Raw genomic sequence first — 13,403 nt, forward strand, 5'->3', positions numbered from 1 at the left:
TTGTGAAGCTCTTCCTGGAACGCCTGAATGCCGCGCGCGAAGATTGCGTTGTCCATCGTTGGAATGATCGCGCCAACCGTGTTGGTGCGATTGGCGGCCAGGGCACGGGCGCTGTAATTGGGCGAATATCCAAGCTGTTCAATGGCGTCCATGACTTTGCGCATGGTCTTTTCCTTGACCTGGTCGGGCAGGTTAAGGCAGCGCGAAACCGTTGCAGTTGAAACACCTGCTGTTCGGGCAACGTCGGCAAGCTTGGGGACCGTGCCGCTCTGCAATCTTTTGGTTTCGTCCATTGCACAATTCCAAACGCCGGCATCTGGAATGACGCCAAAGTCTGGATTTTGCTTACAGTTTTTCCCACTCCAAGAAAATAACTTTTTCGCTTGCAAATAAAAATGTAAGCGCTTACATTTTGCTCGCCGAGGGAATTGGTCAATGGGAGGTGATCATGTTGCTGGCTCTTGCATCGGTGTTTTTCGCACTCTTTGTGATCAACGTATCGATCGGATCGTTCGGCGGTTCACCATTCCTGGGAAATGTTGGTGAGATGCTGCTTTTGTGCGCTGTTTCGATAGCGTTCGTGGCAGCCGTGCTTCGCAAAGAAGCTGATGAAAAAGATCGCCAGGAACAACGCTGAGAACCAGAATTCTGGGAGGAATTTTATGAAGAAGTACGACGAACTCAAATCAACTGAGCGCCGCAATTTCCTGAAACTCGCCGGACGTGGCAGCCTGACGGCTGCTCTCGTTGCAGGCGCTGCGGGAGTGCTTTGGTCAGAACAGGCTTCCGCACAGATTGCTGCTGAAGAAAAGCAAAGAGAAGCCGCTGCCGATCACATCATGACCCTCGCGACTGCCTATATCCTGGGTGCGTCACGCAGTTATCCGATCATGCAGCTGGATCTGAAGGAAAACATTCAAAACGCAACCAACGGCAAGGTTTATGTCAAACTTGCTCCTGGCGGACAGTTGGGGGCCGGCGGTGCACTGGCCCAAGCCGTGCAGGGTGGAACCATTCAGGCTGCACAGCACTCTCTTTCCAACTTCGCGCCTTTCGCATCTGCGGTTGATTTGATCAACATGCCGTATTTCTGCGGTTCCAATCAGCGCTTCACCAATCTTGTGACGTCTGATGCCTGGAAAAAGGAAGTCCATCCGAAGGTCGAAGCTTCCGGGTTCAAGGCGCTCTTTTATGTTGTGATTGACCCGCGCGTTGTGGCAGTTCGCAAAGGGGGCGCAGGCGCCGTCATCACTCCAGGTGACCTGGACGGTGTAAAATTCCGCGTTCCAGGGTCCGCCATGCTGCAGCAGTATTACCGCATGGTTGGCGCCAACCCGACGCCCGTAGCCTGGGGGGAAACGCCCTCGGCAATCAAGCAAGGCGTGGCTGACGCGCTCGATCCGTCCGTCGGTGCGCTTTACGTATTCGGCTTCAAGGACATCCTCAGCCATGTGACCTTCACGCAGGCTGTTCCGGACAGTCAGGTCTATTCGATGAACCTGGAGTGGTTCAACTCCCTGCCGTCAGACGTTCAGGAAGGCATTGAGTTTGCCGGTGAAATCACGGCCGCTCAAAACCTGGCAAAAGTTCCCGCTGCCCGCTCCTACGCCATGTCGGAGCTGGTCAAGGCAGGGGTTGAATTCCATTCATTGTCGGAAGACCAGCTTGCCGAGTGGCAGGAAGCAGGCGGGTACCAGCGTTCGGAATGGGATCAGTTCAAGGTCGAACTTGCCGGTTCGATGGACGCCTTTGATAAGCTTGAAGAAGCCGCCAATACACGCGGCCGGTATTACGTGCACGACGCCTGATGCCCCTGGCCCGGCGCCCAACGTGTGCCGGGCCAATCTATTCCCGAACACGCAAAGATCCAAGTGTTGTGCGCGTAAGGCTTCGGCCATTGCGAGCCCGGCAAGCGAGTGCTCATGTCCAAAATTCTCAGCAACATTAACCAGAATGGCGAGCGATGGCTGCTTCTCGTTTTTTACGTGATGCTTGTCCTGACCATGTTTGTGGAAGTCGTGCGGCGCGAGGTTTTTGCCTACTCCTCAATCTGGGGTGAAGAAATCGTCCGTTACTCCTTCATCTATCTTGCCTGGATCGGCGCGGCGGCGGCGGTCAAGGAACGTGGTCACATCCGCATCGACGTTTTGATGCAGTATGTCGGACCACGTGTGAAGGCAGTGCTTTACGTATTCGGTGATGTCGTGATGTTCGCCGTGTCGCTGGTGGCGTTTTACTGGTCACTCGAAACTGTTCTCGTGTCGGCGAAATTCGGGTCCGTAACCCACGGGCTTCGTATTTCTCAGGTCTGGTTCCTGATGGCCGTTCCCATCGGTTTTGGCCTGGTCCTGTTTCGCCTGTTTCAATCTTTCATCCGCGATCTTCGCGACCTTCGTGACGGACGTCCCGTCTACGAAGGTGACAAACTGTTCGACTGAAGGGAACGATCATGCTCTGGCAACACCTTCAGCAACAGACAGTTGAACTCGGTTGGGAGATTTACGGTCCCGTTTTGATTTTCGTAGGCCTGGTGGCGCTTGCCGTGCCGGTCTGGGCAGCAATTGGCGCTGCGGCCATCGCGATGCTGATGATATCCGGCGCCTTGCCGTTGTCGCTTGTCGGCGAAAGTCTGTTTCACGGCATCGACCATTTCGCCCTGACCGCTGTTCCGCTTTTCATCCTGACCGGCGATGTTCTTGTGCGAACCGGGCTCAGCCGCAAATTTCTTGATGTCGCCGAAGCCATGACCTGCTGGGCAAAGGGTGGTTTCGGATCGGCAACCGTACTGGTCTGTGGCATGTTCTCGGCGATATCCGGGTCTGATGCGGCGGGGGCAGCGGCGGTCGGGCGCATGACCATCGATCGTCTTGTCGAAAGCGGATACCCGCGCCCTTATGCCTGCGCACTGGTTGCCGCCGGTGCCTGTACAGGAATTCTGATCCCGCCGTCGATTGCCTACATCATCATCGGACTGGTTCTGGGAATTTCAGCCTCGACATTGTTCCTGGCTGCCTTGATCCCCGGCCTTGCCATCCTGGTTTCGATCCTGGTGACCAACATCGTCATGAACCGTATCTACGCTTATGAAGGCGGCGGCCTCATGACCTTTTCCGAGTGGTTGGCGAATATCGGTAGTGCGCTGAAGTCGGGTTGGTATGCCTTTATCGTTCCTGGCATCATTTTCTACGGCATCTTCTCAGGCCGCCTGACACCGACGGAAGCAGGGGCTGTTGCGGTCGTGGTGACAATCGGCATGGGCTTCATTCTCGGCACGCTGAAATTGTCCGACTTTCCGGCGATGCTTGTCAGCTCGGCCAAGGTGAACGGTGTGATCGTACCCATCATCGCCTTTTCGCTGCCCCTGGCACAGGCATTGGCGATCCTCGGTGTACCTCAGGGTTTCGTATACTCGGTGACCACGCTCACGAACGACCCGATGCTGCTGATCCTGTTGATGATCGGCATTCTGATTGCGGCCGGCTGCGTCATGGAAACCACGCCGAACATCGTGATTCTGGCACCCATTCTGAAGCCGTTGGCCGACAACATCGGTATGAACGAAATTCAGTTCTGCATCATGATGATAACCGCGCTCGGCGTCGGTTTCATAACGCCTCCGCTCGGTCTCAATCTTTTCGTGGTGTCCGGTCTGACCGGCGAGTCGATCCTCAAGATTGCCGCCCGTGCCGTTCCCTTCGTTCTCTTCATGCTCGGTGTGACGCTGCTGATTGCCTATGTGCCGGCAATTTCCACCTCGCTGCTTCCTGAAATCTACAAGTAGGACTGAAAATGCCTATTGCGTATCTCAAAAAAGCGTCTTTGACTTCCCGTAGCGACGCTTCCGACACTACCAGGATCGTGCAGGACATCCTCAACAGCATTGAAACCGGTGGCGAAGCCGTAGCCCTGGACTATGCCGCCAAGTTCGACAAATACGACGGTTCCATCGTCCTCACGGACGAGGAAATCGAGTCTGCTTCCGCGCAAGTTCCTGAGAAGCTGAAACGCGACATTGAGTTTGCCCATGCGAACGTGAAGCGTTTTGCCGAAACACAAAAGAAAACCTGCACGGACGTTGAGGTTGAGATCGTCCCCGGCCTGATCGCTGGACAAAAGAGCATCCCGGTAAAGACCGCCGGTTGCTACATTCCAGGCGGGCGTTACGCGCATATTGCCAGCGCGATCATGACGGTCACGACCGCGAAGGTTGCCGGTTGCGAGAACATTATCGCTTGCTCGCCGCCCCGTCCGGGTGTCGGCATCAATCCTGCCATTATCTATGCGGCCAAGATCTGTGGTGCAGACAAGATCCTGGCGATGGGAGGTGTGCAGGGCGTCGCGGCAATGACGTTCGGTCTGTTCGACCTGCCGAAAGCCAATATCCTCGTTGGACCTGGCAACCAGTTTGTCGCCGAAGCAAAGCGCATCCTGTTCGGACGCGTCGGCATCGACATGATCGCAGGTCCAACCGACAGTCTGATCCTGGCCGACGCTTCCGCCGACCCCGAAGTCGTCGCAGCCGATCTGGTGGGGCAGGCCGAGCATGGCTACAACTCTCCGGTCTGGCTTGTTACCGACACACGGTCGCTTGCCGAAGAAGTCATGCAGCTCGTGCCACAGCTCATTGACGATCTGCCGGACGTCAATCGCGAAAATGCCACTGCGGCCTGGCGCGACTACGCCGAAGTTATCTTGTGCGATACCCGCGAAGAGATGGCGGAAACATCGGACACTTATGCTCCCGAGCACCTGACGGTCCAGGCGGAGGATCTCGACTGGTGGCTGAACCGACTGGCCTGCTACGGCTCGTTGTTCCTGGGGGAAGAAACCACGGTTGCCTTTGGTGACAAGGCTTCCGGAACCAACCATGTACTGCCGACTTCCGGCGCCGCGACTTATACCGGCGGCCTCTCGGTGCACAAGTTCATGAAGATTGTCACCTGGCAGCGGGCCACCCGTGATGGGGCCAAACCGGTGGCAGAAGCCACTGCCCGCATTTCACGTCTTGAAGGCATGGAAGGGCATGCGCGCACGGCTGACATCCGACTGAAGAAATACTTCCCGGATGAAACCTTTGACCTGAAAGCCGAAGCCTGAAGCAACCGACATGAGTGATTTATTTGACGTTTCGGGAAAGGTCGCTTGCGTTACCGGCGCCAGTTCCGGACTTGGACGGCGCGCGGCAACGGTGCTGGCGGAAGCAGGCGCATCGGTTGTCGGTGTCGCCCGGCGGGCCGACGAACTTGCAGGCTGGCGTGACAGCGCGACTGGTCAGACGGCTGCAGTCATCGCCGACCTGAGTGACCGGGCATCCTTGCAGGACGTCGTCAGACGCATAAACGAGCCCTTCGGCGCACCGCAGATTGTTGTTCATGCAGCGGGTATCAACGCAAGGCAGCCTGCGGATGAGGTCACGCCGGATGGATGGGACATTACAATCACCCTCAATCTGACAGTTCCATTCTTTCTCAGTCAGGCGCTTGTCCCGGCGATGGTGGAAGCAGGGTGGGGACGCATCATCAATTTCGCCTCCCTGCAGTCAAGCAGGGCTTTTCCCGGAGGCATCGCCTATGGCGCTTCCAAAGGCGGTGTTTCGCAACTGACCAGGGCGATGGCGGAAGCCTGGTCGAAAGACGGCATCAATGCCAATGCGATTGGACCCGGCTTTTTTCCAACCGAACTGACAGCCGCCGTGTTTGGGGATGAAGACCGAGCGTCGCGCAACGCGGCGCAGACCTGTGTCGGTCGGAATGGCCGGTTGGATGATATCGACGGGCCGCTTCTGTTTCTGTCGTCGTCTGCGTCCGACTTTGTCACCGGTCAGGTTCTCATGGTCGATGGAGGGTTCACCGCAAAATGAAGGCGCTGGTTTATACAGGACCGGAAAATCTGGTCTACCGCAGTGTTCCCGACCCGGAGCCGAAGCCGGGCGAAGTGCTTATTCGCGTTGCTTGCACGGGCATCTGCGGTTCGGACATGCATGCCTATCTCGGGCACGATGAACGCCGTCCGGCACCGCTAATTCTCGGTCATGAAGTTGCAGGAACCATTGCAAGCGGACCGTCGTCCGGCAAGCGCGTGACCGTCAATCCGCTTGTGACTTGCGGAACCTGTCCGGCCTGCCGATCCGGTCGCGACAACCTGTGCCCGGATCGGCAGATCATTTCCATGCAGCCGCGCGAAGGCGGGTTTGCCGACTTCCTGGCCATGCCGGAACAAAATCTTGTACCCGTTCCCGGTCACGTCACCGATAATCAGGCCGCTCTAGCCGAGCCGATCGCCTGCGGCTGGCATGCTGTGCGGCTGGCAAAACGTGCGTTGCCGGAAAGCGTGGAAAATCCGTCAGCACTGGTAATTGGCGGTGGCGCAATCGGCGTTGGCGCTGCGCTCAGCCTGAAGGCGCAGGGCGTTGTCGACATCCGCATCATCGAACTCAACTCAGAACGTGCCGATCTTCTCCGAACCGTCTGCGGGTTCGACGTTCTGCAGATCACGGAACCGGACGAAGCAGGTCAGTTCGACATTGTAATCGATGCGGTCGGCTTTGCCCCCACACGCTCCCTGGCATCCCGTGTCGCCAGGCCGGGCGGGGTCATTGCTCACATCGGGCTCGGATCTGCCGAAGGCGGTCTCGATATCCGCCGAATGACACTTCAGGAAATAACATTTCTAGGCACCTACACTTACACCGCCCAGGACTTCAAAGACACGACTGACGCCATCTTTGACGGCCGGCTCGGGTCTCTCGACTGGATTGAAACCCGGTCTCTTTCCGAAGGTGCCGGTGCCTTTTCCGATCTACGCGCGGGCCGCATCGCGGCACCGAAAATTTTACTCAAGCCAGACTTAACAGGAGACGTTCATGTCTGAAATTCCCCACCTGCTCGTACATGAGCATGCCGACAATGTCGGTGTGGTTGTCGTGGAGGGGCTTACCGCCGGCACGGATATGCTGTGCTGTGTTACCCATGACAATTCCACTTTTCACCTGACATCGGGAGCAGACGTTCCCATTGGTCACAAGATTGCTTTGAAGGACCTCAAGGAAGGCGACACGGCCACAAAATACGGCGAGGACATCGGCAAGATCGTTGCCGACATTCCAAAGGGCGGTCACGTCCACACGCACAATTGCAAAACCAAGCGCTGGTAAGGAGCCGTGTCCATGTCCTCCAAATATTCAAACATCACGGTGAAGGCGTATCGACGGGAAAACGGTCGTGTTGGTGTACGCAATCACGTCGTCATTCTCCCTGTGGACGATATCTCGAACGCGGCGTGCGAGGCTGTTGCAAACAACGTCAAGGGTACGCTCGCCATTCCGCATGCCTATGGTCGGCTTCAGTTCGGCGAAGACCTCGAATTGCATTTTCGCACCATGATCGGAACCGGTGCCAATCCGAATGTTGCAGCTGTTGTGGTGATCGGGATCGAACCGGGCTGGACCAAACGCATTGCGGACGGTATCCGCAGGACAGGCAAGCCGGTCGCTGAATTCTCGATCGAACAGAACGGCGACTTCGAAACCATCCGCGCAGCTTCGTGGAAAGCCAAGGAATTCGTGCACTGGTCCACGGAATTGCAACGCGAGGAATGTGCGCTCAGCGACCTGTGGATCTCGACCAAATGCGGCGAAAGCGATACCACCACGGGTCTCGGATCCTGCCCGACCGTCGGCAACATGTATGACAAGCTGCTACCTGAAGGCATTACTGGCTTTTTCGGAGAAACATCCGAGATTACCGGAGCTGAGCACATTTGCCAGAAACGCGCGGTCAACGAAGAGGTTGGGGAACGCTGGTACAAGATGTGGAAGGCATATCAGGATGATGTGATCTTCGCTCACCAGACCGATGATCTGTCCGACAGTCAGCCCACCAAGGGCAATATTGAGGGTGGTTTGACCACAATCGAGGAAAAGGCGCTCGGAAACCTGGAAAAAATTGGCCGCACATCCCGGTACGTGGATATTCTCGAACCGGCGGAAGCACCCGATGCAGGCAAGGGGCTTTACTTCATGGATTCGTCGTCCGCAGCCGCTGAATGCGTGACGCTGATGGCCGCAGGTGGAGCCGTGATCCATACGTTCCCGACCGGCCAGGGCAACGTGGTCGGCAATCCGATCGTGCCCGTCATCAAGATCACCGCCAATCCGCGCACGGTCCGGACCATGAGCGAGCATGTGGACGTGGATGTGTCGGGTATTCTCAGGCGGGAAATGACCATCGATGAAGCCGGCGACGAATTGATCGAGATGATCCGGCGTACCGCCAATGGCCGCAACACGGCTGCCGAAGCACTCGGGCATCGTGAATTCTCGATGACCAAGCTCTATCGAAGCGCCTGATGGAAAGGCAGGTGGCTGTCATTACAGTCACCTGCTCGACGGGGTTTCATGACACCAGCGGAACGGATCAGCCGTGCCGAGGCGACGGGTCTGAACGCCTTGAAACTCTTTGAACAAGACCTGTTTCGGGCGTCGCTCACTAGGTTGCTGACGTAGGTCGATACGATGCATGAAGCCTGCCGGCGGGGCAAGCACTGTGCAGCCTCTGTCAGGTCGGGCGGAGCGAACGGGGTCGACGTCCCGGCTCGTTGCCTGAATGCCATTCGAAAGACTGCAAATGGAAAAATCTAGTTCTCCTGGCACCATCGGGCGTGCGAAGGAAACCTTCGCCTGGTCGACTTACGCATTGAAGCGACGCATTCAAGGCGTTGCTCCGGGGGTTTTGGTGGCCGGAGTGATTGCGCTGGCAAGCCAGTTCATTGCCGAACACTATGGTGCACCGGCCATGTTGCTGGCCTTGCTCCTTGGCGTCGCCCTCAACTTCCTGTCCGAAGATGCCCGATGCAGTACCGGGATTGCCTTCGGGGCCCGCCAGTTGTTGAGGCTCGGCGTTGCCTTGCTTGGTCTCAGGATCAGTTTTGAGGTTGTCGGCGCACTGGGTATTCAGGTCGTGGGTCTGGTGATTGGCGCAGTGCTGGCCACAATTGGTTTCGGCCTCGCGTCGGCACGCGTGTTCGGTTTCCGATACAGGTTCGGTCTGTTGTCGGCGGGATCTGTCGCCATCTGTGGTGCCTCGGCTGCCATGGCAATCGCCGCGATCTTGCCGCGTGACGACCGCTCCGAGGAACGACTGGTTTTCACGGTGGTTGGTGTGACCATTCTTTCCACCGTGGCTATGATCCTCTATCCCGTTCTCGGACAGGCGCTTGCCTTTGACGACTGGACGGCCGGTATCTATCTGGGCGCGACCATCCACGACGTTGCACAGGTTGTGGGGGCTGGTTTTTCCATTTCGGAGGTCACCGGCGAAACCGCAACGCTCGTCAAACTCATACGTGTCGCCATGCTCGCTCCCATCGTCGTTCTTGCCGTGCTCGTCATCCGCACAACAGGAAACAGGGAAGAAGACGGTGGAGCTCGACCTCCTCTGATTCCGTTTTTTGTAGCCGGGTTTATTGCGCTTGCAACGTTGAACTCATTTGTGCCGCTGCCTGTATCCGTGACCGACACGGCTGCCTCCGCTTCACGCTGGCTGCTGCTTCTGGCAATCGCAGCCGTCGGATTGAAAACAGTTCCCAAGGATCTGCTGAAAGTCGGACGCGCATCGGTCGCCCTGTTGGTTGCCGAAACGGTATTTCTGGCTGTTCTGGTTGGTGCAGGCCTGATCCTTCTCGGGCCTCAACCCCTTGGCTGAATTTTAAGTTGGAGACAAAAGAGGAGCAATTGCGATGTACAGGAATATCCTCATCCCGGTGGCGCTTGATCATGAAAACATCGTCGAGCGCAAACTCGAAAACGCACGACACCTGCTTGCGGACGGCGGCCGGATCACGCTTCTGACGGTTCTGGAGAACGTTCCCGGATTTGTTTCCGAGTTCGTGGATCTGAAGATCGACAATCATCTCACGCAGAAGATCACCGACCGGCTCCGGAGCGTTGCAGCGGGAGACAGTGCAATTGAGTGCAAGGTCGTCACCGGCAAGCCGGGCGTTCAAATCGCACAATATGCCGACGACAACGATATCGACCTGATCCTTGTGGGATCACATCACCCGACAGCGACGGATTACTTTTTGGGTTCTACGGCCTCGCGGGTTGTCCGCCGCGCCGGATGTTCGGTTTTCGTGGTCCGGGATTGATTTGGGCTGGCAGGCACAAGGGAGGATGAACATGGGGCAGAGCGAAAACACCGGAGCCATCGTCAGCGTGACATGCAGGGTGCGAGCAGACGACGCGGAATTGTTGAATGAGATCGCCCGTAACCTGACCGATCAGACCTTCAGAACGGGCCTCGTTGACGTTCTGAAGCACCAAAGTCGGCCACATTCGGAAAAAAGCAATGACTGGCGTGTGCTTGCACCGTTCTAGGCAGGTGAATTGACGGGCCTTCACACCTGTCCCTGTCATGTTCTGAAAAGAGCCCGCCGCACGCCTTACGAAGAAAACAAGGCTGACCGGCCCGAGTTCATACGCCTGGGCGCAACACCGGCTTGTCATCCGCTCGGAGCAAATCGATTCTGAAGGAAATATGGCGGAGAGAGAGTCCGCCATAAAAACTGTCTCATATCATCTCAATTGCACTTAGCTGAAGTCATTATTGTTTGTAATTATTGAGAGATTTGACTTAAAGATTCAAATCAGCGTATCACTCGGTCTCATGCAGTCTAATTGAACGGCACCATTTGTGATGGGCTGATTGATGGTCTGAAGCTATTGAATTTTGAAAGATGGGTCTCCGAAATCAATGTTCACTGACGCAAAAGCCAGAAAATGCAAACCGGGTGACAAGGCCATCTCGGATGGGGCGGTACGGGGCCTGTATTTCTTTCCCGGTGCGTCTTTGGGTAAAGGCAAATGGGTCTTTCGGTTCAAATCTCCTGAGACGGGTAAACGACGCGACATGGGACTGGGCAGTTATCCGGTGGTGTCGATCAAAATTGCCAGAGAAGAGGCGTTCCGGGCGCGCAGGCTGCTGGAAAGCGGAAAAGATCCGATTGAGGATCGCAAGCGGGCTCTTGAGGGCGAGAAGCGAAAATTATCGCTCCCGACATTTGCCGAGGCGGCACGCCAAGTCCACGAAGACCTGAAGCCTGGATTTCGAAACAAGAAACATTCCGATCAATGGATCAATACGCTTGAGCAATATGTGTTTCCATCCATCGGGAGGGTGCAGGTATCAAATCTGACGCCTGCAGATTTTGCGGTTGCGCTGAAACCTATTTGGCTTGAGAAACCCGAGACCGCTTCGCGGGTCAAACAGCGCTGCGACGCCGTCATGAAATGGTGCGCGGCTCACGGCTACATCCTTGCAAGCCCGGTCTCGGTGGTGAGCCAAATTCTCCCCAAGCAACCCGGAAAAAGAGAGCGTGTCGCCAACCAGCCTGCCGTGCCCTGGCGTGATGTGCCGGTCTTCGTGCGTGACGTTCTGCGTAGCGGATTGCAGACACCGACCAAACTTATGCTTGAATTCTTGATCCTGACCGCTGCGCGCTCGGGCGAAGTTCGGCAGATGGAGTGGACCGAAATTGACTTCGACAATCGTGTCTGGACGCTGCCGGCCCAGCGAATGAAAGCAAAAGTTGCCCATCGTGTGCCGTTATCGCCGTATCTCCTGGAGTTGATGGAAGGAGTGAAAGAAGGTGCAGATCTAGAAAAAACGTCGCTTGTGTTCCCCTCGCGAAAGAACACGCCCGTCAGCGACATGACGCTCACCAAGTGTTTGCGGGACAACAACGTGGCCAGCGATACGCCGGGTCGTATCGCAACCGCTCATGGCTTTCGGTCGAGTTTTCGCGACTGGGCGTCCGAAAACGGATACCCACGGGATCTGGCAGAACGTGCGCTTGCCCATACTATTCGAAACGCTACCGAGGCGGCCTACCACCGAACGGACCTTCTTGAGCAACGCCGCGAGATGATGTTGGCGTGGGAAAGTTGGGTTTTGAAGGAGAAGGGTTGAATTTGTGAGAGAGAACCTGCGAAAGCTTGTCCGCAAGCGAGCTCTCAGTTTCAAACTTCAATCTTCAAAATTCAATCTCCACAAACAACTCCGAACCTTCGGGGAATGGAGGTTTTAATCTGCGGCGGAAAGGCTTAGTTTTCCTGGTGAGGGCGCTTTCCAACGCCGACTGCCTCGACAGCCTTGCTGCAGGACCGTCAGGGACGTGAACCCCTGGGCCCTCGCGAACTCCTACGAGATTTCGGAACCGCGATAGAATTGTGGTTGGCTCTGAGAGGCTTTCCTCCTTGTTTCTCATCTGCTCGAAATTGATCTCAGGTTGCCTGTGGCAAACGTTCTTTGGGTAATGGAGGCACTTCATGCGTAAGCTGGGCCATACTGCAAATCATATCTTTCTACTTGCCGCCTAGTTGTGAGTTCTGAGGAGGTTGTTCATCCGGATTGAAAGCCTGAAGGTGTTTGTCGCCAAACTCTCACCGGAAGGTTTCAAGGATGAACAACCCACACAAGAATGCCCGAACGACGCCGCTTGGTCGAGCGGAGATGATCCGCCGGATCGTTGAAGAAGGACGTCCGGTTAAAATAGTGGCGACAGAGTTTGGCTTGAGCGAGCGGCGAACCCGGGAATGGCTGAAACGGTACCGGATGCTGGGGTCGGCCGGGCTGGAGAACAGGTCTTCCAGACCGCACACCGTCGCCAACAAGACGATGGCGCATCAGATCGGTGCGATCGGTCGTTTGCGCCGGGATTATCGGCTGACCGGGGCCGAGATCGGCGAAAAGCTGGATCTTGCCCGTTCGACGGTTGCCGGATGGTTGGCTCGTCTTGGTCTTGGCCGTCTCGCCAGCCTCGAACCCAAGCCGCCTGTGCGGCGCTATCAGCGCCAGAACCCTGGCGAACTACTACATCTGGACATCAAGAAACTCGGGCGGTTCGAGCGCACCGGCCATCGGATCACAGGCTCTCGCAAGGGGCGCAGTCAGGGAGCGGGATGGGACTATCTGCATGTCGCCATCGACGATGCAACGCGGCTGGCCTATGTCGAGGTCCTGCCCGACGAAACCCGCCGGTCCACCACCGGCTTCCTGATCCGGGCGCTACGCTGGTTCAAGGCGCGGGGCGTCAAGGTAGAACGGGTCATGACAGACAACGGCTCCGGCTACATTGCCAGGCTGTTCCGAAGAACCCTTCAGCGCCTTGCCATCCGTCACATCAGAACCCGGCCCTACACACCCAAAACCAATGGCAAGGCAGAGCGCTTTATCCAGACAATGCTACGGGAATGGGCCTACGCCATTCCGTTCAAATCGTCCCTGACACGCGAGGCCGACCTGCCAAGATGGCTTGACTGGTACAACGCCAAGCGGCCACACATGGGCATCAAAGGCAAAACGCCACTTCAGGCCCTAAAGGGAACAACCTGATTAGAAACCACA

General features: G+C 56.6%; 15 protein-coding genes. 14 read left to right on the top strand and 1 reads right to left on the bottom strand.

Translation table 11 applies throughout. The features are described 5' to 3' along the window. The coding region (locus K5905_RS12690) for a LacI family DNA-binding transcriptional regulator (RefSeq protein WP_297584341.1) at nt 1–293 on the bottom strand (293 nt) is incomplete at its 3' end. A gap of 155 nt (nt 294–448) precedes the next feature. Here K5905_RS12690 and K5905_RS12695 point away from each other — a divergent pair. The 14 genes from K5905_RS12695 (at nt 449) to K5905_RS12760 (ending at nt 13,391) form a co-directional block, all read left to right on the top strand. Further along, nucleotides 449–637, top strand: a complete 189-nt coding sequence (locus tag K5905_RS12695; RefSeq protein WP_297584343.1) for a hypothetical protein — start codon at nt 449–451, stop codon at nt 635–637. 25 nt (nt 638–662) lie between these two features. Further along, nucleotides 663–1,808, top strand: a complete 1,146-nt coding sequence (locus tag K5905_RS12700) for a TRAP transporter substrate-binding protein (protein ID WP_297584347.1) — start codon at nt 663–665, stop codon at nt 1,806–1,808. Between the two features lie 114 nt (nt 1,809–1,922). After that, nucleotides 1,923–2,438 (top strand): TRAP transporter small permease, encoded by a 516-nt coding sequence (locus K5905_RS12705; protein ID WP_297584349.1) that lies wholly within the window; start codon nt 1,923–1,925, stop codon nt 2,436–2,438. 11 nt (nt 2,439–2,449) lie between these two features. Continuing rightward, complete coding sequence (locus K5905_RS12710) at nt 2,450–3,781, top strand: TRAP transporter large permease (RefSeq protein WP_297584352.1); 1,332 nt, start codon at nt 2,450–2,452, stop codon at nt 3,779–3,781. Between the two features lie 8 nt (nt 3,782–3,789). Then, entirely contained in the window at nt 3,790–5,097 is a 1,308-nt protein-coding gene (gene hisD / locus K5905_RS12715) for a histidinol dehydrogenase (RefSeq protein WP_297584355.1), read from the top strand. Nucleotides 5,098–5,107: 10 nt separating this feature from the next. Then, a complete protein-coding gene (locus tag K5905_RS12720; protein ID WP_297584358.1) occupies nt 5,108–5,860 on the top strand; it encodes an SDR family oxidoreductase in 753 nt (250 codons plus the stop codon). Then, complete coding sequence (locus tag K5905_RS12725) at nt 5,857–6,870, top strand: alcohol dehydrogenase catalytic domain-containing protein (protein WP_297584361.1); 1,014 nt, start codon at nt 5,857–5,859, stop codon at nt 6,868–6,870. The genes K5905_RS12720 and K5905_RS12725 overlap by 4 nt, the downstream gene beginning before the upstream one ends. Further along, the gene (locus tag K5905_RS12730) at nt 6,863–7,153 is read left to right on the top strand and encodes a UxaA family hydrolase (RefSeq protein WP_297584364.1); all 291 of its coding nucleotides are present in this window, start codon (nt 6,863–6,865) and stop codon (nt 7,151–7,153) included. The genes K5905_RS12725 and K5905_RS12730 overlap by 8 nt, the downstream gene beginning before the upstream one ends. A gap of 12 nt (nt 7,154–7,165) precedes the next feature. After that, a complete protein-coding gene (locus tag K5905_RS12735; protein WP_297584367.1) occupies nt 7,166–8,347 on the top strand; it encodes a UxaA family hydrolase in 1,182 nt (393 codons plus the stop codon). A gap of 277 nt (nt 8,348–8,624) precedes the next feature. Then, a complete protein-coding gene (locus tag K5905_RS12740) occupies nt 8,625–9,701 on the top strand; it encodes a putative sulfate exporter family transporter (RefSeq protein ID WP_297584370.1) in 1,077 nt (358 codons plus the stop codon). A 34-nt stretch (nt 9,702–9,735) separates the two neighbouring features. Then, nucleotides 9,736–10,146 (top strand): universal stress protein, encoded by a 411-nt coding sequence (locus K5905_RS12745; RefSeq protein WP_297584373.1) that lies wholly within the window; start codon nt 9,736–9,738, stop codon nt 10,144–10,146. Nucleotides 10,147–10,177: 31 nt separating this feature from the next. Beyond that, on the top strand, nt 10,178–10,375 hold the full coding sequence (locus K5905_RS12750; RefSeq protein ID WP_297584375.1) for a hypothetical protein: 198 nt from the start codon (nt 10,178–10,180) through the stop codon (nt 10,373–10,375). Nucleotides 10,376–10,751: 376 nt separating this feature from the next. Continuing rightward, on the top strand, nt 10,752–11,966 hold the full coding sequence (locus K5905_RS12755; RefSeq protein ID WP_297584378.1) for a site-specific integrase: 1,215 nt from the start codon (nt 10,752–10,754) through the stop codon (nt 11,964–11,966). A 492-nt stretch (nt 11,967–12,458) separates the two neighbouring features. Further along, nucleotides 12,459–13,391, top strand: coding sequence for an IS481 family transposase (locus tag K5905_RS12760; protein ID WP_297584380.1), 933 nt, complete (start codon nt 12,459–12,461; stop codon nt 13,389–13,391). Nucleotides 13,392–13,403 lie beyond the last annotated feature (12 nt).

The sequence above is a fragment of the Roseibium sp. genome (genome assembly GCF_025698965.1).
GTDB lineage: Bacteria > Pseudomonadota > Alphaproteobacteria > Rhizobiales > Stappiaceae > Roseibium.

What these genes read in the sequence shown, in the direction of transcription:
- K5905_RS12695 (WP_297584343.1), top strand. Translation starts at nt 449, where the DNA reads ATGTTGCTGGCTCTTGCATCGGTGTTTTTCGCACTCTTTGTGATCAAC.
- K5905_RS12700 (WP_297584347.1), top strand. Translation starts at nt 663, where the DNA reads ATGAAGAAGTACGACGAACTCAAATCAACTGAGCGCCGCAATTTCCTG.
- K5905_RS12705 (WP_297584349.1), top strand. Translation starts at nt 1,923, where the DNA reads ATGTCCAAAATTCTCAGCAACATTAACCAGAATGGCGAGCGATGGCTG.
- K5905_RS12710 (WP_297584352.1), top strand. Translation starts at nt 2,450, where the DNA reads ATGCTCTGGCAACACCTTCAGCAACAGACAGTTGAACTCGGTTGGGAG.
- hisD (WP_297584355.1), top strand. Translation starts at nt 3,790, where the DNA reads ATGCCTATTGCGTATCTCAAAAAAGCGTCTTTGACTTCCCGTAGCGAC.
- K5905_RS12720 (WP_297584358.1), top strand. Translation starts at nt 5,108, where the DNA reads ATGAGTGATTTATTTGACGTTTCGGGAAAGGTCGCTTGCGTTACCGGC.
- K5905_RS12725 (WP_297584361.1), top strand. Translation starts at nt 5,857, where the DNA reads ATGAAGGCGCTGGTTTATACAGGACCGGAAAATCTGGTCTACCGCAGT.
- K5905_RS12730 (WP_297584364.1), top strand. Translation starts at nt 6,863, where the DNA reads ATGTCTGAAATTCCCCACCTGCTCGTACATGAGCATGCCGACAATGTC.
- K5905_RS12735 (WP_297584367.1), top strand. Translation starts at nt 7,166, where the DNA reads ATGTCCTCCAAATATTCAAACATCACGGTGAAGGCGTATCGACGGGAA.
- K5905_RS12740 (WP_297584370.1), top strand. Translation starts at nt 8,625, where the DNA reads ATGGAAAAATCTAGTTCTCCTGGCACCATCGGGCGTGCGAAGGAAACC.
- K5905_RS12745 (WP_297584373.1), top strand. Translation starts at nt 9,736, where the DNA reads ATGTACAGGAATATCCTCATCCCGGTGGCGCTTGATCATGAAAACATC.
- K5905_RS12750 (WP_297584375.1), top strand. Translation starts at nt 10,178, where the DNA reads ATGGGGCAGAGCGAAAACACCGGAGCCATCGTCAGCGTGACATGCAGG.
- K5905_RS12755 (WP_297584378.1), top strand. Translation starts at nt 10,752, where the DNA reads ATGTTCACTGACGCAAAAGCCAGAAAATGCAAACCGGGTGACAAGGCC.
- K5905_RS12760 (WP_297584380.1), top strand. Translation starts at nt 12,459, where the DNA reads ATGAACAACCCACACAAGAATGCCCGAACGACGCCGCTTGGTCGAGCG.